The organism is Microcystis sp. M53603_WE2 (assembly GCF_030065435.1).
This window is the reverse complement of record NZ_JASJFF010000938.1, coordinates 1-25,208: the sequence shown is the minus strand read 5'-3', so window position 1 is coordinate 25,208 and position 25,208 is coordinate 1. Positions and strand designations below refer to the sequence as shown.

Genomic DNA, 25,208 nt, shown 5'->3' with positions numbered 1-25,208 from the left:
TGAAAACGTCTCATAAAAGGGTTTAGATGATGAATATTGCTGAAATATTTCAAAAAAGACGCTCTACTCGTAAATTTCGCACCGATGCCATTCCCGAAGAAATTTTAGCCGAAATTTTTCGTTTAGGATTCCAAGCTCCCTCTAGTTATAATTTGCAACCATGGCGATTTATAGTGGTTAGAGAACCAGAAAATAAGGCAAAATTGCGAGAATTCGGCTTTGAACAAGATAAATTAGTCGATGCACCCGTGGTTTTAATCTGTTGTGGCGATCGCCAAGTTAACCATCGTGGTTACATTAATCAAGTAATTGAGTTAGGAAAACAAGAGGGGACGATTTCCGAAAAACGGGCCAAGTTCATGCACATGGCCATTCCGCCTTTTTTCCAATTTAAACCCTGTTATCAGTCTCCAGAAGCTTGGAGCAACCGACAAGTTATGATTGCGGTTACTTATCTCATGATAGCGGCGCAAAGCTTGGGGGTGGATAGTTGTCCCCTAGAAGGATTTGTGGCTAAACCCTTGCGCGAGTATTTCCAAATTCCCGATACGGTCGATGTCTGTTGTCTCTTAGCCTTGGGATACGCTGATGAACCCTTGAGCGAGTATGGGGGACGTTTTGGGACTCAGAAGCTCTGCTATGGCGAAATTTACGGAGAAACCTTTAATTTAAGCCCAAATCACCCCTAGAGTGACCGTCGCCCCCCGTCACCAGAAACTTTTCCCGGTGCGAGAGGATTAAATCTTTGTCTTCGATTCCATTGAATAATGGGGAGTAAAAAAATGACTCTTTGTTTAGATACTAAGCTTAATTTGTCAGAAATAAGCAGTTTAGTCGATATTATTCGTTATCGCGCCCAATACCAACCCCAAAAAACTGCTTATACCTTTTTAGTCGATGGCGAAACCGAAGAAAAACGCCTTACCTACGGGGAATTATTTCTGGAAGCGCAAGCGATTGCCAATAGTCTCCAATCCATCCTATTACCGGGGGAACGAGTTTTATTAGCATACCCTTCGGGATTAGAGTTTATTAGTGGGTTTTTCGGCTGTTTATTAGCAGGAGTAGTGGCAATTCCAGTTAATTTGCCCAAGAAAAACCAAAAGATGGCTCGCTTAACTTCTATTATTAATAATTCGCAAGCAAGCTTACTTTTAAGCACACAATCGGAATTAGACCAATTAAAAAGGCAACTAGACAGAGATATTCCCTTTCTAGCTACGGATAGCTTAATCGGCAAAAGTTTAGCCGAAGACCACCCCACTCAGATAAAAGCAGATACCTTAGCCTTTTTACAATACACCTCCGGTTCCACGGGGACTCCCAAAGGAGTGATGGTCAATCACGAGAATCTTTTGACCAACCTCCGAGATTTAGATTTAGGCTGGGAACACGATGAAAAGAGCGTTATGGTGACATGGTTGCCAACTTTTCATGATATGGGGCTAATTTATGGCATTTTACTGCCCTTTTATCGAGGATTTCCCTGTTATCTCATGTCCCCGGTTTCCTTTTTACAACGTCCTCTCGGTTGGTTAAATGCCATCAGCAAATACAGGGCCACCCACACTGCCGCCCCTAATTTTGCCTATAAACGTTGTCTTGACAAGATTAAAGAGGAGCAGCTGGCGGATTTAGACTTAAGCAGTTGGAAAGTGGCTTTAAATGGGGCAGAAACGGTCAGAATGGAAATTTTGAGCGAATTTGCTCGTAAATTTGCCCCCTGTGGTTTTGAGTTTGCCGCCTTTTGTCCGGGTTATGGTTTAGCCGAGGCCACCTTAAAAGTTGCTGCTGTCAGGAAAAATCAACTTCCTCAAATCTGCTGGGTTGAAAAAGCCGCTTTAAACCGTCATCAAATCGTTTTTACGGAAAAAAGCCCAAATTCTCAATCCTTAGTCAGTTGTGGACAAACAGAAATCGACACAGAAATTGCCATTGTTAATCCTGAAACCTGTCAACGCTGTCCCTCCCAGCAGGTGGGAGAAATTTGGGTGAAAGGCAAAACCGTTGCCCAGGGCTATTGGCAACATCCCGAAGCTACAGAAAAAACTTTTCAAGCAGTTATCGCCGATACTGGACAGGGTTTTTATTTGCGTACAGGGGATTTAGGTTTTATTCATCAGGGTCAACTATACATCACCGGACGCTTGAAAGACCTGATGATTATTCGCGGTGGTAACTACTATCCCCAGGATATCGAACAGACCGTAGAACAATGCTATCCCGACTTTTGCCCCAGTGGAACTGCCGCCTTTACCGTAGAAATCGAGGCAGAAGAAAAGTTAGTCCTAGTTCAAGAGGTAGAAAGAACGGCAATTCGCCGTTTTAACCAGCAAAAAGCCCTAGAAGCAGTTCGTCGAGCGGTTTTTCAAGAACACGAATTGCAAGTTTATGATATCGCTTTTATCAAACCCGCATCTCTGTCCAAAACTTCTAGCGGCAAAATTCAACGCCACGCTTGCCGTCAACAGTATTTAAACCAGCAACTTCCACTAATTTCATCCCCTATGCCGACGCTAACCCCCCCCCTCAGCAGTCACCAAGCTGACCCCACAACCGCTAGTCAAGAAAAAACCGAGCAAATCTTGACTTGGTTGCGAGATTACGCCAAAACTCGCATTAATTCCCATCTGATTGATGACCGTCGTTGTGTGCCGCCCTATATTGTCATGGATTTTGGCAATCAAGGACTGATGGGAATGCAGATTCCCGAAGAATACGGGGGAATAGCCCTTAATAATCGCAATTTTTTGCAGGTGATGGAACAATTAGCCGCCATTGATTTAACCTTGGCGACGATGGTGAGTCTCAATAACAGCTTAGGTATCCGTCCGCTGCTCAACTACGGGACTATTTCCCTCAAGCAAGAATTATTACCTCTTTTAGCGACAGGAAGACAATTATCCTCCTTTGGCATGACGGAACCCGAAGCAGGAGCGAATATCGGGGCAATTAGTACCGTTGCGGTGCCGGATGGTCGAGATAAATGGCGAATTCGCGGCATTAAGCGTTGGAATGGTTCCGCTTGGGCCGGAATGATTAATGTTTTTGTCCGTTTGCTTGATTCGGAAGAACCGGGGAATAACGGTTTGACAGGTTTTCTTGTCCGTCAAGGCACCCCCGGTCTGCGTTTGGGACCTGAATCCCTAACTATGGGATTACGGGGAATTATGCAAAATGCCATCTATTTTGAGGATGTTTTAGTCACTAAAGAGCAATTGCTGGGAGAATTGGGCAATGGCACTGAACCCGCCGACGATGCTTTACTTTATGCCCGTTTAGGTATTGGCATGATGGCAGTTGGCGGCATGAAACGCTGTTTACAATTAATGTTACGTTATGCCAGCCGTCGTTCGATCGCTACAGGTAAATTGCTAGAAAGTCCGATTACTTTAGCCCGTTTTGACCATTTAACTGGGGCTACGGTGGCCTTGTCCAGTCTCTTAAAGTGTATTACCACCGCCTTAGACCAAAAAGTTGCCGTTCCCAGGGAAATGGCAGTTATTGCCAAGATTACGGGGGCTGATTACCTCTGGGAAGCGGCCGATAGTCTCGTTCAGATGCTCGGGGGTAGAGGTTACATGGAAACTAATCTTGCCCCGCAAATTCTCCGGGATGCCAGAGTTTTACGAATTGGCGAAGGTCCTAACGAAAGTTTGAAAATCTTTTTGGGCAAAAGTATCACCCATACGGACAAATTAGGCGAATTTCTGACAAAAGTTCTGGAAGCGCCCGAGATTGCCCTGCAACTCCACAGCACCGCCCAATCTATTAATCAGCGTTGTCTCCAGTCTAATCTCTGGGGTGATCGTTCTGCCGCCTTAGCTTGGGCTTATTCTTTAATCGGAGAATTGGGTTGTTACGCCGCTTTAGTAGCAACAACGGCGAAAATGGCCCAAATTCACCCCGGGGAAAAGTACAGTCATGCCCTAGCTTGGAGTCAATTGCAGTTTGATTTATGTGTGCAGAAAGCTCTCCGGGGAACACCCGAAGAAAACTTTGCTTCTTCGGTGGCAACTATCCGCGATCGTATCCTCGATTATACTCAATCTATTGATGATATCGAACAACGTCTAGAGGGTTCCGATTATCAACTCGACGAGTTATTGACGTTGGAACCAGAAGCTAAACAGACTCATCCTCAAGCTGAAACTTCTCTGGTCGAAATTGCTATTCAAACGCGGCAAGACGGAATAAATAGCCCCTCTAGTCCGAAAAAGTCCCTTCTTAGCCAACAAACTCCCGAAAAGGTGGAAATGTGGTTAGGTAATTGGTTACACCAGAAATTAAAGGTCAATCCAGCCACTATCCAAACCAGCCAGTCTTTTGCTGATTTTGGCTTAGATTCAATTTTTGCCGTGGAATTAGCCCAAGATCTTGCCGATTGGTCGGGAATCCCCGTCGAAGCCACCATTGTTTGGAATTATCCCACTATTGATAGTTTGGCAGAATATTTAGCTAACCAGATTAATCAAAGCAATACTGGGGCTGAATCGGCAAATAATCGGGAAAAAAGCGAAATTTTAGCAGTTTTACCCCAAATATCCGAAGAAGAAATCTCTGCCTTCTTTAGTTAATCGCTGGTGGGGATAGGATAGCTAATTTCCCTTGACCTATCCCCCACCTCGGAGTCACGGGGACAATTGTGACTATGCTACTAAATTTTCCCATCCCGACAGTATCAAGGTTTTTCCCGCTTATCCGTGACTTTTTCCCAAGCATAACCTGAGATGAAAGTGACGTGACATAACAAGACAAGAGTTGTTAGGAAGATGAATCAACAAAAACAAGCTTTTTTAGAACAATACAAACACCTCGATGCAATGGTCAAAGCGCAAACCGAACCCATCGCTATTGTGGGGATGGGCTGTCGTTTTCCCGCAGGAGTCAATGATTCCGCAAGTTATTGGCAGTTATTGGTTAATGGCATCGATGCAGTAACAGAAATTCCCCTAGAACGTTGGAATATTGCCGATTATTATCACCAAGATGCCGATGTTCCGGGGAAAATGTATAGTCGGGAAGGGGCATTTTTAGACAAAGTTGACGAATTTGACCCGGCTTTCTTCGGCATCTCACCCCGGGAAGCCGCCGCCATGGATCCGCAACAACGGTTACTGTTAGAAGTCTGTTGGGAGTCCCTAGAAAATGGGGCTATTGCGCCCGAAAGTTTGATTAATAGTCAAACTGGCGTATTTATGGGCATTTTTCGCGATGATTATGCCCAATTATGTTTTCATCAAGGCGTAGTCAATCACATTGATGCTTACAACAGTTTAGGAACCAGTCGCGCTATTGCCGTCGGCAGAATCTCTTATCTATTTGGGTTTCACGGTCCGACTCTGCAAATTGATACGGCCTGTTCTTCCTCCCTCTTGGCAGTACATTTGGCCTGTCAAAGTCTGCGCGGCCAAGAATGCAATCTCGCTTTAGCGGGGGGGGTGAATCTGATGTTAACCCCGGCCACTGCGATTAGTAATTGTAAATTAAAAGCCGTTTCTCCCCAGGGTCGCAGTAAAACCTTTGATGCTTCGGCCGATGGTTATGGTCGCGGCGAAGGTTGCGGTGTCGTGGTCTTAAAACGTCTCAGTGATGCTCTCCGAGATGGCAATCTTATTTTCGCCCAAATTCGCGGTTCGGCTGTCAATCACGATGGAAAAAGTAATGGCTTAACCGCCCCCAATGGTCAGGCACAGGAAGCTTTACTCAGACAAGCCCTCGAAAGAGCGAAAATTCAACCTAAAGATCTGCAATACGTCGAAGTTCACGGTACAGGTACATCTTTAGGAGATCCCATCGAGGTTTTATCCTTAGGGAAAATTTATGGCCAGGGTCATAGCCAAGATAATCCCCTGATTTTGGGAACCGTGAAAACTAATATGGGGCATCTGGAAGGGGCTGCGGGGATTGCAGCGTTAATTAAGACAGTTTTACAGCTACAAAATCAGCAAATCGCCCCTAATCTTCATTTTAAGAACCCTAATCCCTATATTCCCTGGGAAAAACTGCCGGTCAAAATCCCCACCACTCTTACCCCTTGGTTGGTCAGAGAAGGAGTCCGACGGGCTGGAGTGAGCGCTTTTGGGATGAGTGGGACTAACGTCCATTTAATCGTGGAGGAAAGCAATTTTGAGCGGCTTGGTGACGAAAAACCTCATTTAGAGCGTCCTTGTCATTTAATTACCCTTTCGGCGAAAAGTGAGCCAGCCTTACGGGAATTAGCTCAACGCTACTACGATTTTTTAGGTCAAAATTCCCAGACGTTCATGGCAAATCTGGCCTATACCGCTAATACTGGGCGATCGCATTTTGAGCATCGTTTAGCTATTCCCTTTCTGGCTCAAAAACAGCTTGAGCAAGCTTTAAAAGACTTTATTAGGGATGAAAATCGCTTTTCAGGTCAAAAAAGTATTTTAACCTCGAAAAAAGCCCCTAAACTGGCTTTTATGTGTACGGGACAGGGTTCACAATATCCCGGAATGGCTAGGGAACTCTACGAAACGCAACCGACTTTTCGCCAAACTTTAGAGAAATGTGACGAAATTTTACGGAGCTATGGGGTGAAATCCTTACTGCAAGTGTTATATGGGGACGAAAAAACCAGTCAGTTGATTAATCAGACTTTTTACAGTCAAATTACCCTATTTTCTCTGGAATATGCCCTCGCCCAACTCTGGTTATCTTGGGGAGTGAAACCCGATGCTCTCATCGGTCATAGTTTAGGGGAATATGTGGCCGCTTGTTTAGCGGGAGTCTTTAGCTTAGAAGACGGTTTGAAGTTAATTGCCCATCGGGGACGCTTAATGCAGACATTACCGAAAAACGGCATAATGGCGGCAATTTTTACCGATTCCGACACCGTGACCAATCATCTGAGGAAGATTAGGGGCATCTGTACCATTGCTGCGGTCAATAGTCGAGAAAATACGGTCATTTCTGGCGAAACTGAGGCTATTAACCATTTAATCGCTAACTTCAATCAGAGAGGCATTGAAAGTCAGACTTTAGCGGTTTCCCATGCTTTCCATTCTCCCTTAATGACGGGTATGGTGGGGGAATTTGCCAAGATTGCCGAAACTATCACCTATAATTCCCCGCGTCTCCCCCTTATTTCTAACCTGACTGGGGATGTTATCGATGCAGAGATAGCAACTTCCCAATATTGGGTTAATCATCTACTGTCTCCCGTAGAGTTTGCCCGGGGTATAGAAAGATTAGGAGAGTTAAATACGGAAATATTCCTAGAAATTGGTGCCAAAACCACTTTAATTAGCCTAGGTCAGCAAAATCTCACCGACCAAGGTCTCTGGTTAGCTAGTTTATCCCCAAAACAGTCGAATTGGGAAACCCTGCTCCAAAGTTTAGCGACCCTTTATGTAAAAGGGGTCAAAATTGACTGGAATGGATTCGACCTGGATTATTTACGCGAAAAAATCCCCTTACCGACCTATCCCTTCCAAAGAAAACGCTATTGGTTAGATTACATTGATTCTCAGCTAAAAACCCCGACAGTGGCGGCAGCTTTCCACCCCCTCCTACAGCAACCGCTGCATCTATTGGGGTCAAAGGATGTCCACTATCAATCCTCTCTTTCTCCCTGCTCTCCGAGCTATCTGCAAGAACATCAAGTTTTTGGCCAGGTAGTTTTCCCGGCCGCGGCCTATCTAGAGATGATTATAGTGGCAGCCGGTCAACAATATCCCAATCAGCAGTTTACTATTGGCCAATTGAGTCTGAATCGACCCTTAATTTTCTCAGACAACCAGAGTAAAAAGGTACAGTTAAGCTTACTAGCGGGGGGACAATTTCAGATTCTCAGTCTTGGGGAAGGGGAAGTTTCCCTACTGCATCTATCCGGTAATTTAACCAATGAAAACCAGGACTTACCCAGCTGCAATTGGACAGATATCCGGAACCGTTGTCACCAAAAAATCGAAATTGCACAGCATTATCAGGACTGTTTAAGTAAAGGAGTGAACTACGGGGAAAGTTTTCGAGTTATCCAGGAACTTTACCGCAATCAGTCCGAAATTGTCGCAAAAATTCAACTTTCTTCCCATCTACTCTCGCAAGCGGTGGATTACCAGCTACATCCTGTCTTACTTGATGGTTGCTTTCACGCTATGTCGGCACTATTTCCCGCAGGGAATAGCACCTATCTTCCCACTAATATTGACCGATTGACCTTTTCGGGAGTTAAGGACACCTCTATATACTGTCATGGTCGCTTCAGCCATAGCAATTTGCAAAACGGCATCTTAATCGCTGATTTAACTATTTTCAGCGAATCGGGTCAATTAATTAGCCAAATTGACGGATTAACCTTTCAACAGGCCCGGCCAGAAACCCTCTTTTCCCAGACCAACGACCTCAAGGATAGTTTATACGAAATTACTTGGCAAGCCACGGACTTGACGGGAATGGATTGGACAGAAACAGGAGATTGGTTAATTTTTGCCGACAAAAAGGGAGTAGGGCAACAATTAGCCGAAAAATTGGTGCAACAAGGGCATAGATGCCAACTTATCACCGAAAACAATCGCCAGACTTGGCAATATCTCCTCAAAAAACCCTATCAAGGTCTAATTTATCTCTGGGGAATCGATGACGACCAAGCTTTAGAAAATAATCAAAACCTAGCCGTCACTCAGGAGCGAATTTGTGGAACTTTGCTGGAAATAGTGCAAGAACTAGGCAAAATAGAGGTTAATTACTCTCCTCGCCTCTATATTGTCACCCAATCGGCTCAATACATTCCTTCTCAACCCACAGTGATTGCCCTTGCCCAAAGTTCCCTCTGGGGATTAGGACGGACTATTGCCCTAGAACACCCAGAATTGCGCTGTCTGTGTCTAGATGGAGATAAATTTCAGGATAGCCACACCTTAGCCCTAGAGGTGTTCCAATCTTTACAAAGTTCGGAGGAGGAAAATCAAATCGTTTGGCGGCAAGGCCAGAGCTATGTGGCTCGTTTAGGGCGATTTATCCCGAAATCGTCGCTAAAAAACCGAGAAATTGCCGAAAATGCCACCTATCTTATTACTGGTGGTCTAGGGGCCTTAGGGCAGCAAGTGGCTAATTGGTTAAGGAAAAAAGGAGCAAAATCCCTCGTCTTACTAAGTCGCCGGGGAATAACTCCAGAAACCCAACCAATTATAGACCAATGGCGACAAGAGGGAACCAATGTAGAAGTTTTTGCCGCCGATGTTAGCGACTTTGGCCAAATGCGTCGGGCTTTTGAGATAATCGAGCAACAGTTACCCCCCTTAAAAGGAATTATTCACACGGCCGGGGTGTTAGAGGATGCCAGCTTATCCAAACAGACTTGGGAGAAATTTGAGCGCGTCTTTTCCCCCAAAATACTCGGCGCTTGGAATTTGCATCTCCTCAGTCAAGAAGTGGATTTAGACTGGTTTATTAATTTTTCCTCGATGGCCTCGGTGTTAGGGTCTTCTGGACAGAGTAATTATGCTAGTGCTAATGCCTTTTTAGATAGTCTAGCCCATTATCGTCAAGCGCAAGGACTGCCGGCCCTGACCGTTAATTGGGGTCCCTGGGCAGAGGGTGGTATGGCCGAAAATTTAGGCGAAAAAGCGAAAAAAAGGCTAATTAAACAGGGTTTTACCCCTCTTGATCCCCAAAAATGTTTGCATCTCCTCGAAACATTGCTGACGACTTCTCGGACACAGGTAACTGTCGCTTCTCTCAATTGGAATAGCTTTTTTAACAGTTTCGAGAATCAAAAAATTCCGCCTTTATTACGAGATTTCCAGAGTTTTTCAGCCCAAAAATTAACCCCAGACAATAATTTTATTGATGTCTTAATTACAGTACCAATTGAGGAGCGTTTTGCGGCTTTGACTGCTCATGTTCAAGGGATTGTAGCGGAAATTCTCGGTATTCCGGCTAGAGAATTTACCAAAGTTGACCAAGGTTTTTTTGAGTTGGGAATGGATTCTTTAATGACGGTGGAATTACGCAATCGTTTAGCCAAGGATTTAGGTAAATCTCTGGCGGCAACTATCACTTTTAAATACCCAACAGTGACCAGTTTGGTCGATTATCTGGTAACTGAAGTTATTGACCTTGACTTTAGTTTAAAACCCTTAGCAATAGGAGCAAATCAAGATAGCAATATTGATCCCCTCAACGAAGAAGACTTATCCCTAGAAGAATTGTCCGATTTACTGCTACAGGAATTAAATTCCTTAGGTTAGAAAAGCAGACCTCAAACCCTATCTAAATAACCTGTTTACCATGACACAAATACCTGCCAAAACTGATCAAATGAGCTTAATAAAAGATGCCTTAAATCAAATTAAGGTCTTAAAAACTAAGCTACATACCCTAGAAAAAGCTAAGAATGAACCAATTGCAATTATTGGTATGTCCTGTCGCTTTCCCCAGGGAGCTAATTCACCGGAAACTTTTTGGGAATTATTGCAATCAGGAACCGATGCCATCAGCGAAATTCCGCCGCAACGCTGGAATATTGACAATTATTACGATCCTAAACCCGATGCGAGGGGAAAAGTCTATACCCGTCACGGTGGCTTCTTAAATCAACCGATAGATCAATTTGACGCTGATTTTTTTGGTCTTTCTCCCCGGGAGGTAGCACAAATGGATCCGCAACAGCGATTACTGCTGGAACTAGCCTGGGAAGCTCTGGAAAATGCGGGAATATCACCCTTAAATCGGCGAGGAAGTCAAACGGGGGTATTTATAGGCATGATGACTCAAGATTACTCCCATTTTAGCCATCATCCCGATCTGATTGATGCCTATACGGGAACGGGAAATGCTAAAAGTGTAGCTTCGGGACGTTTATCCTATCTTTTTGGATTTCATGGCCCAACTTTAACGGTTGATACTGCTTGTGCCTCCTCTTTAGTCGCTGTTCATTTAGCCTGCCAAAGTTTACGCAATAACGAGTGTGAAGTTGCCCTAGCTGGGGGGGTCAACCTAATGTTAACCCCCTTCGTTACTATCATGGAATCCCGCGCCCAGATGTTGTCTCCTGACGGTCGTTGTAAAACCTTTGATAGAACAGCGAATGGCTATGTGCGGGGAGAAGGCGGCGGTATTATAGTTTTAAAGTCTTTATCTGCGGCTATTCGGGATAATAACTTGATTTTAGGACTAATTAAAGGTTCGGCTGTTAACCATGGCGGTACGAGTAGCGGTTTAACAGTTCCCAATCAACTTAGTCAAGAACAATTGATTCGTCAAGCTTTAAAAAATGCTCAGGTAAAGCCAGAGGACATTAGCTATATTGAGGCCCATGGAACTGGCACTTCTTTGGGCGATCCCATTGAATTAGGTGCATTATCGACAGTTTTTGCTAAAAATCCCCACCCGGTTTGGGTTGGTTCCGTCAAAACCAATATCGGCCATCTAGAAGCGGCCGCTGGTATTGCCGGACTGATGAAAGTGATTTTATGCTTGCAACATCGACAAATTGCCCCCCATCTCCACTTCCAGCAACCGACACCCCATCTAGACTGGGAAAATCAGCCGCTGAAAGTTCCGACTAAAAACCGTGAATGGGTTAGTGAAAATTCTTCTCGTTTAGCTGGAGTTAGTTCTTTTGGCTTAAATGGCACTAATGCCCATATTATTCTCGAAGAATACCCTTACGAACCTCAAACGACTGCGGCACCTGATTCATCGCCCTATCTGTTCACCCTCTCAGCCAAGACCGAATCGGCTTTAATCAAACTAGCTCAAAAATACGCACATTACCTAGAAAATGCGAAAAATATTGCTTTAAGCTCCATTTGTGCCACTAGCAATCGCAGTCGCTCCCAATTAACCCATCGTTTCACCTGTATTATCTCTAGTCACTGCCAACTTCAAGAAAAATTAACCGCTTTCGTTCAAGGTGAACCCAGTTCTTTTCGCCAAAAAAGTGAATTTAATGGCAAAAATCGGGCAAAAATTGCCTTTCTCTTTCCAGGACAGGGTTCTCAATACCCCGGTATGGGAAGGGAACTATACCAATCCTATCCTCTATTTCGTCAAACACTCGATCGCTGTGCTGAGATTCTCCGTCAATATGGGGACTATTGCCTAACGGAGATTATTGACCAAGAAAATCATCTCAATCAAACTTTTTACAGCCAACCTGCCCTATTTGCTCTCGAATACGCCCTTTTTAAACTCTGGGAATCCTGGGGAATTACCCCCCATGGGGTTATGGGTCATAGTTTAGGGGAATATGTGGCCGCCTGTGTTGCTGGAGTCTTTAGTTTAGAAGATGCCTTAAAATTAGTCTTCTATCGGGCTAAATTGATGGATTCTGTGGGAAAAAGTGGTTCAATGGTCGTTATCTCGGCTAGTGAAGCTGAAATTAGTCCTTTAATTGCCCCCTATCAATCTCAGGTAGCTATTGCCGCTATTAATGGTCAGGATAATATTGTCCTGTCTGGTGCTGCAGAGACCATAGAAACCCTGGTAAAACAGCTTCAGGTCAAAAATCTGAAGATTACCCGGTTAAATGTCTCTCAAGCTTTTCATTCCCCTCTGATGGAGGAAATTTTAGACGAGTTCTGGCAAATTGCTGAAACTATCACCTATCATCCCCCCCAACGAGCCTTAATTTCTAACCTTAATGGCAACTTAGTCAATTTTGAGGTCACTACTCCCGATTATTGGTGTCGTCATCTCCGGTGTTCTGTTCGCTTTGCCGATGGGATAAAAACCTTACTGGACAACGGTTATGAGCTATTTGTCGAATGCGGCTCCCATCCCGTTTTATCGGCCATGGGCAGCCTACTGGATAAAAATTATTCTTGTCTTTGGTTGCCCAGTTTGCGTCGTCAAACCTCTGACCGACAACAGATCCTCGAGAGTGTCAGTCAGCTTTATCTGCGGGGATTCGCCCTGAATTGGCAAGAGATAACGGCCAATCAAGACAGTAAACCCTGTATCTTACCGACCTACACCTTTGAAAGAAGTAGTTATTGGCTAAAAACAGGCGACTTGACCCCAGAAGAAGCGCAATTATTGCCTAAATTGTCGAAATATCTCCTAGAAACACCTCCTCAACCGCCAGAAGTTGTCAAAACCACCACTGCATCATCTTCTGGTCATCTAATTACCCTTGACTCTCTTTTGGCCACACCCGCAGAGAAACAGCTTAAACAACTAGAAACCTACATTATCGGTGTTTTAGAACAGATTACCGGTTTATCCATGGTTAAGCTACATAGCAAGCAACCGCTCTCTAGTTTAGGCTTAGATTCTCTCATGTCCAGTCAATTACGACGTCAACTAGAGGAGGATTTAAAAATTATTGTTCCCGTAGAATACCTAGCGGGATTGAGTATTGAGCAGTTTTTACCGCAAATATTCAACTTAATCATCCAAAACTCCCAACCTGCAACTAGCAACAAAACTCCTCTCCCCTCAAAACAGAAAAAACCAATCAAGACGACTAAAGCCGAAAATATCTCTAATGATCCGAAACTTTGGCTAATTCGCAAACAAGCTAATCCTAACGCCCGCATTCGTCTATTTTGTTTTCCCTACGCCGGTGGGGGTGCCTCCGCATTCCAAAATTGGCTGAATTACTGCCCCAAGGAAGTGGAATTTTGGGCGATTCAACTACCCGGACGCGAAACGCGTCTTCAGGAAACTGCGATTACATCGCTAAAATCCCTGATTAATCGTCTCATTCCGATTCTGACTCCCTATTTAGACCAACCTTATGCTTTTTTTGGTCATAGCATGGGTTCTTTAATCAGTTTTGAATTAACCAGAGAATTAGCTAAAACTCGCCAAAATCTACCCCAACATTTATTTATGTCTGGATTTCGAGCGCCTCAAATTGTCAATCCCGATTTACCCATTCATCGTCTGGGAGATGAGCAATTTTTAACAGCTTTAGGTCATTTTCAAGGAACCCCAGAAACTCTCCTCAAAAATCCTGATTTAATGGCGGCTTTTTTACCAATTTTACGAGCAGATTTCAAACTCCTAGAGACCTATTCTTATCAACAAGGTCAACCCTTAAATTGTCCTATTACCGTTTTTGGAGGCCACAACGATGCCAAGGTTTCTGCCGATCAATTACAACAATGGCAACTGCAAACCAATCAAGATTTTGTCCTGCATACCTTACCCGGAGGACATTTCTTTATCAATCAACATACGGAGAAAATTATGAAAATAATTTGCCACAGTTTACGAGAGTTTCCTGAACAAATGACTGCCTAATCAACCAATTATTCAAGGGAGAAAAATCATGACTTTAGATTACAAAGAGCAATACTGTATTATTGGGGCTGGTGCCGCAGGATTAGCGGCGGCTAGAGCCTTAAGCAAAGCCAAAATTCCCTTTAATGTTATCGAATCTGCTCAGGATGTTGGGGGTATTTGGATTTATGACCGTCCCGATAGTCCAATGTATAAAAATACGCATCTAATTGGCCATAAAACCACACAACCTTTTTCCGATTTTCCCATGCCAAAAGATTACCCAGATTATCCCAATCATCGGTTAGTCTATGAATATCTTCGCAATTATGCCGCTCATTTCAATCTCTATGATTTCATGGAATTTAATCTCAGCGTGGAGAAAGTAAAAAAAGCGGGTAACTTTTGGGATGTCACCCTTAGCAACCAAGAAACCAGACGATACCGAGGGGTTTTAATCGCTAGTGGTTATCATAGTAAACCGAATATTCCTCAATTTTCTGGGCATTTTGACGGGGAAATTATCCATTCAAAAGATTATGATAATCCCGCTCAATTAAATGCTAAAAAAGTCCTGGTAGTTGGAGCGGGACAATCAGCCATGGATTTAGTCGTCGAAGCGGCTATTAATGGTAGTAAAACTTTCCATAGTACCCGCCGTGGCTTTCTCTGTATGCCGAAATTTTTGTTCGGTTTGCCCCCAGAATGGGTGATGATTAACACGCCAATCATGAATCTAATTCCAGCCCAAGAACACATGAAAATGATGGCTTTATTATCACCAATAGCTCTATTCTTACAAGGAGTTAATCTCAAAAAACTCAATATTCCTACAGATTGTAAAAGTAACGGTCTAATTATTCCCAACAGTGACCAACAAATCTATCGTTATTATGTGCATGGAGATGTCACCCATAAGCCTAATATCCAAGAATTAGACGGAAAGAATGTTATTTTTGCCGATGGCAGTACAGAAGAAATTGATCTGATTATCTACGCCACTGGTTACAAAATTGAATTTTCTTTTATTGACAAATCAGATTTAAATTGGCAAGAAGGAACCACCCAGCCCAACCTCTATATGAATGTTTTTCACCCAGAGGAAAATAACCTGTTTGTCATCGGAATGGTTCATCCCACTGGCACCCACTGGCGAGTATTTGAAGAACAAAGTAATTTAGTGGCCGCTTATCTACAAGCTCAGGATAAAAAATCCCGGTTTGTCTATAAATTTGAAAAGCTAAAACGTCAAATTAGTGCCAATTTAAGCGCCGACAATAAACACCATAGCGGTACTCACTCCTTAGTGATTGACAAATTGGGTTATATACGCCAAGCCCAAGGATTAGCTCGCCGATTACTGGCTTAAATCTCCCAGGATAATTCCCCCCCTCTGAAATCCCTCTCTCTTAACTCCAATGCCCTACATTATTGAGACAGCTACCGGTTTTCCAGAACATTACTATCCCCAAGAAGTTCTAGAAGTCAATATCAGAAATCATTGTGCTAATCTTCTTCAAGATTATTGCCGAGAAAATCAACTCGACTTCCAGGAACAAACCTTTTTTGATTTAGAACAAATTCATCGTTTTTTCAGTAATGTCAAAATTCAAGGGCGATACTTCACTATTCCCCTAGATGAATTCGATGCCGATAATCCTCCTGGAATCGCCCAACCCTTTCGTCAAATGGTCGATCTAACTATGGATTTAGTAACATCGACAGTAACTAATTTGCTCAAAAAAGCCGCTCTTTCTCCCAAAGAAATCTCCCTAGTTACTTCCGTTACTGTTCTTCCTTCCGTTCCTTCCCTAGAAAGTTTACTCCTCAATCGTCTAGATTTTTCCCTCGATATCAAGCGGCAAGCGTTATCCGGTGTCGGCTGTTTGGGAGGCGCCCAAGGATTAGCCAGAGTAAACGATTATCTGCAAGGACATCCCACCGAAGCAGCGATTTTGTTTACCACCGATCCCTCCTCTGGCCTTTGGCAAGGGTCAATTCATAGCGATTTAACGGAATTATTGGGACAATTACCCGAAGATCCGTCTCAATATAGCAATATCATTATGACCCTTGTGGTAGCGGCTTTATTTGGCGATGGAGTCGGCACGGTTCTCTTAGCGGGAGATGAACATCCCTTAGTCAAGCAAGGTAAAGCAAAACTGAAGATTATCGGCACTCAATCGCTGTTAATGCCCCACACAGAGCATTTAATGGCATTACCTTTAACAGACTACGGTTTTCGCCAAATTCTTCGCCCAGAAGTCTCTGATTACGTCAAGGGTGGGGTGAGAAAAGCGGTGACATCTTTACTGGAAAAAACAGGAGTTTCCCTCGAGGAAATTGTCTGTTGGATGGTGCATCCGGGGGGTCCAAAGATTCTCGATGCAATAGTTGAAGAATTTCAGTTAGAACCAGATGTTTTACAGGTTAGTTGGGATATTTTGGCAGAAATTGGCAATATTGCCTCTGCTACTATCCTCTGCATTCTCGATGAAACCCTTTCCCGTCCCCATCCTCCCACGGGTTCCTACGGATTAATAATTTCCATGGGGCCTGGATTTGCTCAAGAAGCCATTTTAGTTCAATTCTAAGGATATTTAAGGATGTTAAGCCAAATAGTTTTCATTGCCCTGATTAGTTACATTATTGTCCAACGAGTGCGCGTTACTCGTCTGAGTAAACAGAATATGGCCAAAGTCTTAGCGGAAGGTGGCAAACTGCATAGTTCTAATTATGTGGGATTCGTCAAGATTTTCCAATCTAGCTGGATGCTTTGCATGATCGGGGAAGTTTATCTGCTCGATCGACCTTTTATTCCAGCATTGGCTTTATTTTCCCTAATTACTACTTTTTTAGCTCAAAAGCTCCGCTATGCCTCCATTGAAGCCTTGGGCGATCGCTGGATTCATCAGGTGGTCACGGTTCCTCAGACACCCGTGATCGACAATGGCATTTATCAATATATCCGTCATCCTAACTGGTGGGCCATGATCACGGAATTAGCGGTGGTTCCCCTGTTTCATACCGCTTATCTGACATCTATAGTCTTTAGTCTCCTGAATGCTTGGTTATTAATCCAACGCATTCCGGCTGAAGAAGAAGCTTTAAGTCAAGACACCAATTATCAAGCAGTTTTCGCCAATACTCCCCGTTTTATTCCTAGTTTTAGCGCAATTTTCTCTCGCAAACAGCAACCGCTTAAAAGTTAATTGCCACGGATAGCAGGGCCGGTTCCCTACGGCCCTTTAATTACCCCTCATACCTGAATTTCAAGGAGAAAAAAAATACTATGGACTCTCTAATTGTTTCCGAAAATATTATTAGCGACAATTTAACTAACGCTCTACAAGAATGGGAAAATTTATTAGGCTCCGAATATGTCAGCACCGATAACAAAAAACGCCTAGAAGCCGAGACCGCTACCTACGAAACCCATGCTAAAATCCCGGCAATTATTCGCCCAGGTAATCGTCAAGAAGTCCAAGAATCTCTAAAAATTGCTAATCGCTATCAAACCCCTGTCTATCCTATTAGTACAGGTAAAAATTGGGGTTATGGTTCGCGAGTTCCTAGCCGCACCGGTTCGGTTTTAATGGATTTGAGTCGATTAAATCAGATTTTGGATTATAATGAAACCCTAGCTTATGTAACTATTGAAGCGGGTGTTACTCAGCGACAACTCTACGATTTTTTGCAGAAAAATGGCAATAAATTATTAATGAGTGTCACCGGTTCGACTCCTGATTCTAGTATTATTGGCAATATTCTCGAACGGGGTGAAGCCAAAGGACCTTTGGGAGATCGCTTTAATCATGTCTGTGGAATGGAAGTAGTTTTGCCCACAGGTGAATGTGTTCATACGGGATTTAATCGCTTTGAAAACTCCCAAATAGGGGCGGTCAATCGTTGGGGAGTCGGTCCCTATTTTGATGGAATTTTTACCCAATCTAACCTGGGAATCGTCACCAAAATGACTTTTTGGTTAACGCCCTATCCTGAATATTTTCAGGCTTTTTTCTATAGCATCGATCAAGAAAATAAATTAGAGTTATTGATCGATCAACTACGTCAACTGAAAATGGCAGGGGTAATTAAAACCACCTTCCACATTAATAATAACTACCGAATGTTGTCCATTCAACAACAATATCCCTGGCAGGAATGCCAAGAAAAAACTCCTTTACCCCCCGATTTATTAGAACAATTAAGTCATCAATGGGGCGGCGGTGTTTGGATAGGAGAAGGAGCTTTATATTCGGCTTCACCAGAACAGGGAAAAGTCGAAAGAAACCTAATTGAAAAAGCCTTGAAAGGAATTGTCAATAAACTTATGTTTTTTGATGAAAATAAGTTCAAAATGGCCAGCAAAATGAGTCCCATTTTTAAAGTATTTACTGGTGTGGAAATTAAGGACAAGGTGGATTTAATTTATCACAAAAATCCCCAACGAGGAATGATTACCGAAAAAGTGCTGAAGATGGCTTATTGGCGCAAAAAAACGCCCCCCACCGATAGGTTGAATTTAGACCTGGATGCCTGTGGCATGATTTGGTGTGTTCCCGCTGTTCCTTTTCTGGGAAATCATCTCAGAAATGCTCTCAATATTATCAGCAGCATCGCTCAAAAATATGGTTATGAACCCAATATCGGCATTAACTGTGTTACCGAGCGCAATATTAACATCAATGCTGCCATTTTTTATGATCGATTGCTAGAAGGCGAAGACCAAAAAGCCTTAAATTGTCACGATGAAATGTTGGCAGAATTGATCAATCAAGGCTATTATCCCTACCGTCTTAGTACCCACTCTATGAATAGTTTACCCGTAGCCCAAGACGATTATAGTTGCTTAATCCAGAAAATTAAAGACAGCTTGGATCCCAATCACATTCTCTCACCCGGTCGCTACGAATTTCTTTAAATAAGCCTAACAATCTACTGCTAACTACCCATCTCTCCCCCAATTATAATGACTTCTAGCACTTCTAGCAAATGGCAACATCTCCGAATAGATTATCTTCCGTATATCACTGGTTGGTTTGGTAACTTTATCGTTAATAATGCCCTTCTAACCATGCTAATTTATCGCTACGACCCGGGCATTCCCAATGACTATAACTTGTCCATTTTATTGCCCTCTGCTTTAGTGGGGATAGCGATAATGATTAGCCGTATTGCTGGGGCTTTTGTGCAGCCAGTGATCGGTTATTTTTCCGATCGCTTTTGGAGTCCTTGGGGCAAAAGAAGACCATTTATACTAGCCAGTTTAGTCCCTTTAATTGGTGGTTTTATCCTGTTGTTTAATCCCCCTAATAACTTAAATCAAACCACTTACTTCATTTATTTAGTCACCATGCTTTGGGTGTTTTATGTGGGTATGGCATCCTATCATGTTCCCTATTTAGCCTGGTTGCCCACTCTCGCTAAAAGCCCAGAAGGAAGGGTTAAATTATCAACTCAAATCGGAATTTTTGGTTTAGTTGGTGCCACCATTGGTGGGATTATTGCCCCTTGGTTAACTGATAGCTATGGCTTTCAGGGAATGGGTATTGCTATTAGTCTTATTGGGCTAATTACTCTAGCTATGCCCTTGCTAGAAAAAGAAGAATATAGTCCTTCTAAGGGGAAATATCCTAACTTTAAAACCACCTTAACGGCGGCTTTTACCAATCGGACTTTTTGTATATATATGATCACCATGATCTTGGCGTGGATGGTGATTAGTATTATCTCGGTGATTCCGACTTTTTTAGTAATTGCTCTCCTCAAACGAGAGGTAAGTTTTGCCGCCGTGATTAATACTATTATCGTCGGTAGTGCCTTGGCTGGATTTACCCTGGTTTTACCCTTAGCGCGAAAATATGGCAAAAAACTGGTTTTTCAAGGTTCTTTAATCTGGGTTGGTCTGGGTATGATTGCCATGGCCTGTGGTCGTTTTTGGTGGCAAGATTCTTTGATTCCCTGGTTAATCCTTTCGATCATCGCTAATTTAGCCCTAGCCAGCTTTTTTAGTCTGCCGAATGCCATGTTATCGGACATTATCGATCAAGATGCGGAGCAACAAGGAATCGGCCGAGAAGCAATATTTTTTGGTACCAGGGGTCTCCTAATTCAATTTAGCCAAGGTGCGGGGTCTTTTCTAACAGGATTAATCCTTTCTTTCGGGAAAACTCCTGATAACCCCTGGGGGGTACAAATTGCCTTTTTGTGCGCCGGTATATTATCCCTAGCAGCGGCTTTTGTCCTCCGGCCTTATGCGATCAAAAAATAGTTCTTTCCTCGCTAATCTGTTATTACTCTTGACAAAACCCTACTCATTTGGAACTAGATTATGACTTCCCCCAATCCCATCACCAAACAGCAAGAAACTGCTATCAAAAAACTGCGATTGCCCTGGCGATTAATTATTACTGGGATCCTAGCGGCCACCTCGGTTTTTGCCTATCCTACCCTGCGTAATGTCCTCTTAGAAGACACCTCTGAATCCACCACCTCAGAAGAAACCGCTTCGTTAGCAATCGATAAGAGCAAGACGGCAGCCTTACCTGTGCGAACCTTAACTTTAAGTCCTGTCACCCATCACCAAGAACCGCGCCGTTATACGGGTAATATTGTGGCTAAACGGACAAGTGAACTAGGATTTGAGCGTTCGGGACAATTAATTAGTTTATTGGTTCAAGAGGGTCAAGAGGTACGCCGAGGTACTTTAATTGCTACTCTAGATACACGCAATTTAGAAGCACAAAAACAAGAACTCATCGCCCAGCGATCGCAAGCGACGGCTAAACTGCAAGAATTACAAGCTGGTTCCAGGAAAGAAAGTATCGCCGCAGCCCAAGCAAAAGTCCGCGATCTCAGGGAACAATTAGCTTTAGCCCAATCTAAATACCAAAGACGGCTAGGATTGTATCAAGAAGGGGCAATTACTAGAGAACAACTCGAAGAAGTGCAAACAGATGTTAATGCACAACAAGCGAGAATTGATGAAGCCCAAAGTCAATTAGATGAACTCAAAGCTGGTACTCGTCCCGAATTGATTTCTCTGCAAAAAGCCGTTATTGACCAATTTGATGCCCAACTGAAGAATATTAAATTAGAGATTGAGAAAAGCCAACTTCAAGCCCCCTACGATGGCACTATTGCCCTCCTTCACGTCAATATTGGCACTGTTGTTTCTGCAAGTAATCCGATCGTTCGTTTAGTGGAAAGTAATAAACTGGAAGCGCGTATAGGGGTTCCCATTGACCAGTCCGAAAACTTACCAATTGGCAGTAAACATCGTTTAAAAATTGGTAACAAAATATTAACAGGACAAGTCACTTCAACCTTGCCCCAAATCGATCCGACTACCCGTACCGCCACGGTTATTTTAAGTTTAAATCAGACTCAGGGCCTGATTCCGGGGCAAGTGGTCAGCCTAGAATTATCTCAATCAGTTCCACAATCGGGCTATTGGTTGCCCACAGAAGCTTTAGTACAAGGCACGAGAGGATTATGGTCTTCCTATGTTCTAGGAGAAGCTAATCCCGATAATCCTCGACAGTTTACCGTCAAACGCCAAGATTTAGAAGTTCTAGCGATTCAAGGCGATCGCTTGTTGGTGCGCGGGACTCTCACCTCCGGTGATCGAGTGATCGTCGAAGGGGTTCACCGCATCGTACCCGGGCAAATGGTGGAAATTTGGTAGTCAGTGGTCATTAATCAGCTTTATTATCCCTAATAATCTCCAATGAATAACTTATTTGAACGTAAACCTAGATTACTAATTCTGACCTTAATTCTGATTATTGTCTGGGGATTGTCTTCCTTTCAAATTTTGCCGCGCATGGAAGATCCCGAAACAATTAATCGAGGTGCCACCATTACCACCAATTTACCCGGTGCCAGTCCTTATCGGGTCGAATCCCTAGTGACCGAAAAAATTGAACAATCTCTCTCTAGCATCAAAGAAATTAACCTGATTGAGTCCTCCTCAGAATTAGGGAGTTCCACGGTCAATATTCAACTTAAAGATGAAGTCACTGATGTGGATCCCGTCTGGTCACGCATTCGCGATCGGATTACCGATGTCATCCCGGAACTACCCCCAGAAGCCCAAAGACCCTTATACGAAGAAGGATATAGTAAAGCCTTTAGTTTATTGACTGCCATCCTTTGGGATCTAGATACCGCTCCTAATTACGCTATTTTACGCCGACTTGGCCAAGAACTGTTCGATGAATTAGAAGCCCTTTGGGGAACCGAAAGGGTCGAGTTAGTCGGGGTTCCGGCCGAGGAAATTTTAGTCGAAATCGATCCGGTGAAATTATCCTCCCTGGGCCTAACCGCCGTCGAAGTTGCCCAACAAATTCAAACCAGTGATGCCAAGGTCGCCGCCGGACAACTTCGCAGTAATCGCAATAATTTATTATTGGAAGTCGATACCAGTTTAGAATCACTCTCTCGGATTCGAGCAATTCCGATTCGTTACAGTAATGAGGGACAATTTACCCGTTTAGGAGATATCGCTCTAGTTACCAAGGGAATTCAAGAACCACCACCAGAACTAACCATTATTAACGGTAAACCGGCTATTGTGGTGGCCGCTATGATGGAATCGGGGCAACGCATAGACGAATGGACAGCGGCAGCCCAGGCCAAGTTAGACCTGTTTCGCCCTTCTCTCCCCCAAGGTGTGAGCCTCAAGATAATTTTTGCCCAAAATCGTTATGTGGCTAACCGACTCGATGGATTATTCAGCAACATGATCCTAGGGTTACTCTGTGTCATGGGGACAGCTTTTGTGATGATGGGATGGCAGTCCGCCTTGGTGGTGAGTTTATCCTTGCCTTTATCGATCCTGATGGTCTTTGCCGGTATGAATCTCTGGCAAATCCCCCTACATCAAATGTCGGTGACAGGAATTGTTATTGCTTTGGGACTTTTGATCGATAACGCTATTGTGATTGTCGATGAACTGCAAAAAGGACTACGGACGGGAATAGCTCACGAACATATTGTTGCTGAAACCGTTAAACAGTTAGGGATTCCCCTCTTAGCTTCTACCCTAACCACGATTTTGTCTTTTATGCCGATCGCTCTTTTGCAAGGAGGCACTGGCGAATTCGTGCGTACTATCGCCCAAACAGTGATCTTAGCCTTGGTTAGTTCTCTAATTTTGTCCCTAACGATTATTCCTATTCTCAGTTTACGTTTATATCAACTGACTCATCGATCGCACCAGACAAAAACCCATTGGTGGGATACGGGAATTAATTTACCGCTCCTAACGGGTTTGTATCGCCAAATTTTGAAGTTAATTCTCTATTTTCCGGTATTAGGTCTGGTTATTGGCTTGATTATCCCAATTACTGGCTTTGTTGTCGCTGGCACTCTCCCAGAAGAATTCTTTCCCCCAGCAGAACGAGATCAGTTAACCCTAGAAATCGAACTGGCCCCCACCACAACCCTAGAAGTAACTCAGGTAAAAGTGGCTCAAGCTGCAAAAATACTGCTAGATCATCAAGAAATTGCGGAAGTTCACTGGTTTTTAGGGCGTAATGCTCCCCCCTTCTACTATAATCTCTCCGATGGCGTCAAAGACTCTCCTAATTTTGCCCAAGCGTTGATTCAACTTCGGCAAGTTTCTGATGAACCCCAATTGATCGAAACCTTACAAAAACAATTAAGTCAAGCTCTACCGATGGCAAGGGTATTAGTCAGCCCCCTAGAACAGGGTCCACCGGTGGGAGCCCCGATCGAAATTAGGGTTTATGGCTCAGAATTGGAGATGTTAAGGAAAATTGGCGAGTCCCTACGGGAAGAACTGGCAAAAATACCCGAAATAACCTATTCTGTTGCTGATTTAAGTGAAATTCAAGCTAAATTAGCCTTAAAAATTAATGAAGAAAAAGCTCGACTAATTGGTTTGGATAATGCGGCGATCGCCAGTCAATTGGATAACCTTTTAGAAGGTTCTGTGGGTGGCTCGATTTTAGAAGCAACGGAAGAATTACCCGTACGAGTCCGAGTCGCTAATCGCGATCGCGAGCAACTGCCACAAATTGCCTCTTTAAATATTCTCGGTAATTCCGCCACTGCTGAACGGGCGAATATTTCCCTTTCCTCCGTGGCAGAATTTGATTTTCTCCCCGAATTAGCCACGATTCCTCGACGAAATGGCAAGCGAATTAATACGGTGAAGGCCTATGTTCAAGCTGATGCGATCGCTGCAACGGTTTTAGACGAATTTCGCCAAAACTTAGAATCGGGCAAATTTTCTCTTCCGCCAGGGTATCGGCTCGAATTTGGCGGAGAGGAAGAAGAAAGAGATACGGCTGTGGCTAATCTAATTGCTAGTGTGGGAGTCTTGGCGATTCTAATGCTATCAACCCTTGTTCTTTCTTTTAACTCCTTCCGTCTTGCTGCCCTAGTTACTGTCGTCGGTATTAGTTCAATTGGACTAGCCTTATTTTCCCTCTGGTTATTTGAATATCCCTTGGGATTCATGTCCATTTTAGGCACTATCGGCTTAGTTGGGGTTTCCGTTAATGACTCTATTGTCGTGGTGGCGGCTTTACAAGCTTTACCGCCCCATCTTCAACGCCAACGCAAGGCAATCCGGGAAGTGGTCATTGCTTCCACCCGTCACATTCTCACCACTACCTTAACCACCGTGACGGGATTTGTGCCATTATTCCTCTACGGCGGCGCTTTTTGGGAACCCCTCGCTATCTGTATTTCCATCGGGGTGGTCGGAACCACCCTAAGCGCGCTGGTATTTGTCCCGTCGGGATGGTACTATCTCGCTCAAGCCCAAAAGGTTTCCCCTCTGTCTGTTTCTGAGTAGCTTGATTAAATGCCACTTTTGTAGAGACGTTGCTAGACAACGTCTCTATTGATTTGGGTAAAAATAGCCTGAAAGTCCTCTCGGCTCCACCGCCCTGATCCGAGAAAATAGGGATAATTGGCTGGGTTAAATATAATCGAGTTTGAACAATAGATAAGTTTTTTAACAAGAGTAGTTT

General features: G+C 43.7%; 11 protein-coding genes. All 11 read left to right on the top strand.

Annotated features, from left to right (window positions below):
* Positions 1-26 precede the first annotated feature (26 nt).
* The 11 genes from PX481_RS19830 to PX481_RS19780 all read left to right on the top strand — a co-directional run bounded on the left by PX481_RS19830 (position 27) and on the right by PX481_RS19780 (position 25,030).
* Complete coding sequence (locus tag PX481_RS19830; RefSeq protein WP_002776854.1) at positions 27-689, top strand: nitroreductase family protein; 663 nt, start codon at positions 27-29, stop codon at positions 687-689.
* Between the two features lie 93 nt (positions 690-782).
* A complete protein-coding gene (locus PX481_RS19825; RefSeq protein ID WP_288095603.1) occupies positions 783-4,577 on the top strand; it encodes an AMP-binding protein in 3,795 nt (1,264 codons plus the stop codon).
* A gap of 195 nt (positions 4,578-4,772) precedes the next feature.
* Entirely contained in the window at positions 4,773-10,217 is a 5,445-nt protein-coding gene (locus PX481_RS19820) for a type I polyketide synthase (protein ID WP_288027401.1), read from the top strand.
* A gap of 70 nt (positions 10,218-10,287) precedes the next feature.
* On the top strand, positions 10,288-14,220 hold the full coding sequence (locus PX481_RS19815; RefSeq protein WP_288027403.1) for a beta-ketoacyl synthase N-terminal-like domain-containing protein: 3,933 nt from the start codon (positions 10,288-10,290) through the stop codon (positions 14,218-14,220).
* Between the two features lie 28 nt (positions 14,221-14,248).
* Complete coding sequence (locus PX481_RS19810) at positions 14,249-15,568, top strand: flavin-containing monooxygenase (RefSeq protein WP_002798961.1); 1,320 nt, start codon at positions 14,249-14,251, stop codon at positions 15,566-15,568.
* Between the two features lie 49 nt (positions 15,569-15,617).
* Positions 15,618-16,793: a type III polyketide synthase gene (locus PX481_RS19805; protein ID WP_002731880.1), complete on the top strand. Its 1,176-nt coding sequence runs from the start codon at positions 15,618-15,620 to the stop codon at positions 16,791-16,793.
* A gap of 12 nt (positions 16,794-16,805) precedes the next feature.
* Complete coding sequence (locus PX481_RS19800) at positions 16,806-17,411, top strand: isoprenylcysteine carboxyl methyltransferase family protein (protein ID WP_002731647.1); 606 nt, start codon at positions 16,806-16,808, stop codon at positions 17,409-17,411.
* 80 nt (positions 17,412-17,491) lie between these two features.
* The gene (locus tag PX481_RS19795; protein WP_288027405.1) at positions 17,492-19,123 is read left to right on the top strand and encodes an FAD-binding oxidoreductase; all 1,632 of its coding nucleotides are present in this window, start codon (positions 17,492-17,494) and stop codon (positions 19,121-19,123) included.
* Between the two features lie 48 nt (positions 19,124-19,171).
* Complete coding sequence (locus PX481_RS19790) at positions 19,172-20,473, top strand: MFS transporter (protein WP_288095598.1); 1,302 nt, start codon at positions 19,172-19,174, stop codon at positions 20,471-20,473.
* Positions 20,474-20,533: 60 nt separating this feature from the next.
* A complete protein-coding gene (locus PX481_RS19785) occupies positions 20,534-21,889 on the top strand; it encodes an efflux RND transporter periplasmic adaptor subunit (protein ID WP_288027407.1) in 1,356 nt (451 codons plus the stop codon).
* Positions 21,890-21,931: 42 nt separating this feature from the next.
* Positions 21,932-25,030 carry an efflux RND transporter permease subunit gene (locus tag PX481_RS19780; protein WP_288095597.1) on the top strand — a complete coding sequence of 1,033 codons (3,099 nt, stop codon included), beginning with the start codon at positions 21,932-21,934 and terminating at the stop codon, positions 25,028-25,030.
* Positions 25,031-25,208 lie beyond the last annotated feature (178 nt).

Coding starts and splice junctions, on each gene's coding strand:
- PX481_RS19825 (WP_288095603.1), top strand. CDS start 783: ATGACTCTTTGTTTAGATACTAAGCTTAATTTGTCAGAAATAAGCAGT.
- PX481_RS19820 (WP_288027401.1), top strand. CDS start 4,773: ATGAATCAACAAAAACAAGCTTTTTTAGAACAATACAAACACCTCGAT.
- PX481_RS19830 (WP_002776854.1), top strand. CDS start 27: ATGATGAATATTGCTGAAATATTTCAAAAAAGACGCTCTACTCGTAAA.
- PX481_RS19805 (WP_002731880.1), top strand. CDS start 15,618: ATGCCCTACATTATTGAGACAGCTACCGGTTTTCCAGAACATTACTAT.
- PX481_RS19810 (WP_002798961.1), top strand. CDS start 14,249: ATGACTTTAGATTACAAAGAGCAATACTGTATTATTGGGGCTGGTGCC.
- PX481_RS19795 (WP_288027405.1), top strand. CDS start 17,492: ATGGACTCTCTAATTGTTTCCGAAAATATTATTAGCGACAATTTAACT.
- PX481_RS19785 (WP_288027407.1), top strand. CDS start 20,534: ATGACTTCCCCCAATCCCATCACCAAACAGCAAGAAACTGCTATCAAA.
- PX481_RS19800 (WP_002731647.1), top strand. CDS start 16,806: ATGTTAAGCCAAATAGTTTTCATTGCCCTGATTAGTTACATTATTGTC.
- PX481_RS19815 (WP_288027403.1), top strand. CDS start 10,288: ATGAGCTTAATAAAAGATGCCTTAAATCAAATTAAGGTCTTAAAAACT.
- PX481_RS19780 (WP_288095597.1), top strand. CDS start 21,932: ATGAATAACTTATTTGAACGTAAACCTAGATTACTAATTCTGACCTTA.
- PX481_RS19790 (WP_288095598.1), top strand. CDS start 19,172: ATGACTTCTAGCACTTCTAGCAAATGGCAACATCTCCGAATAGATTAT.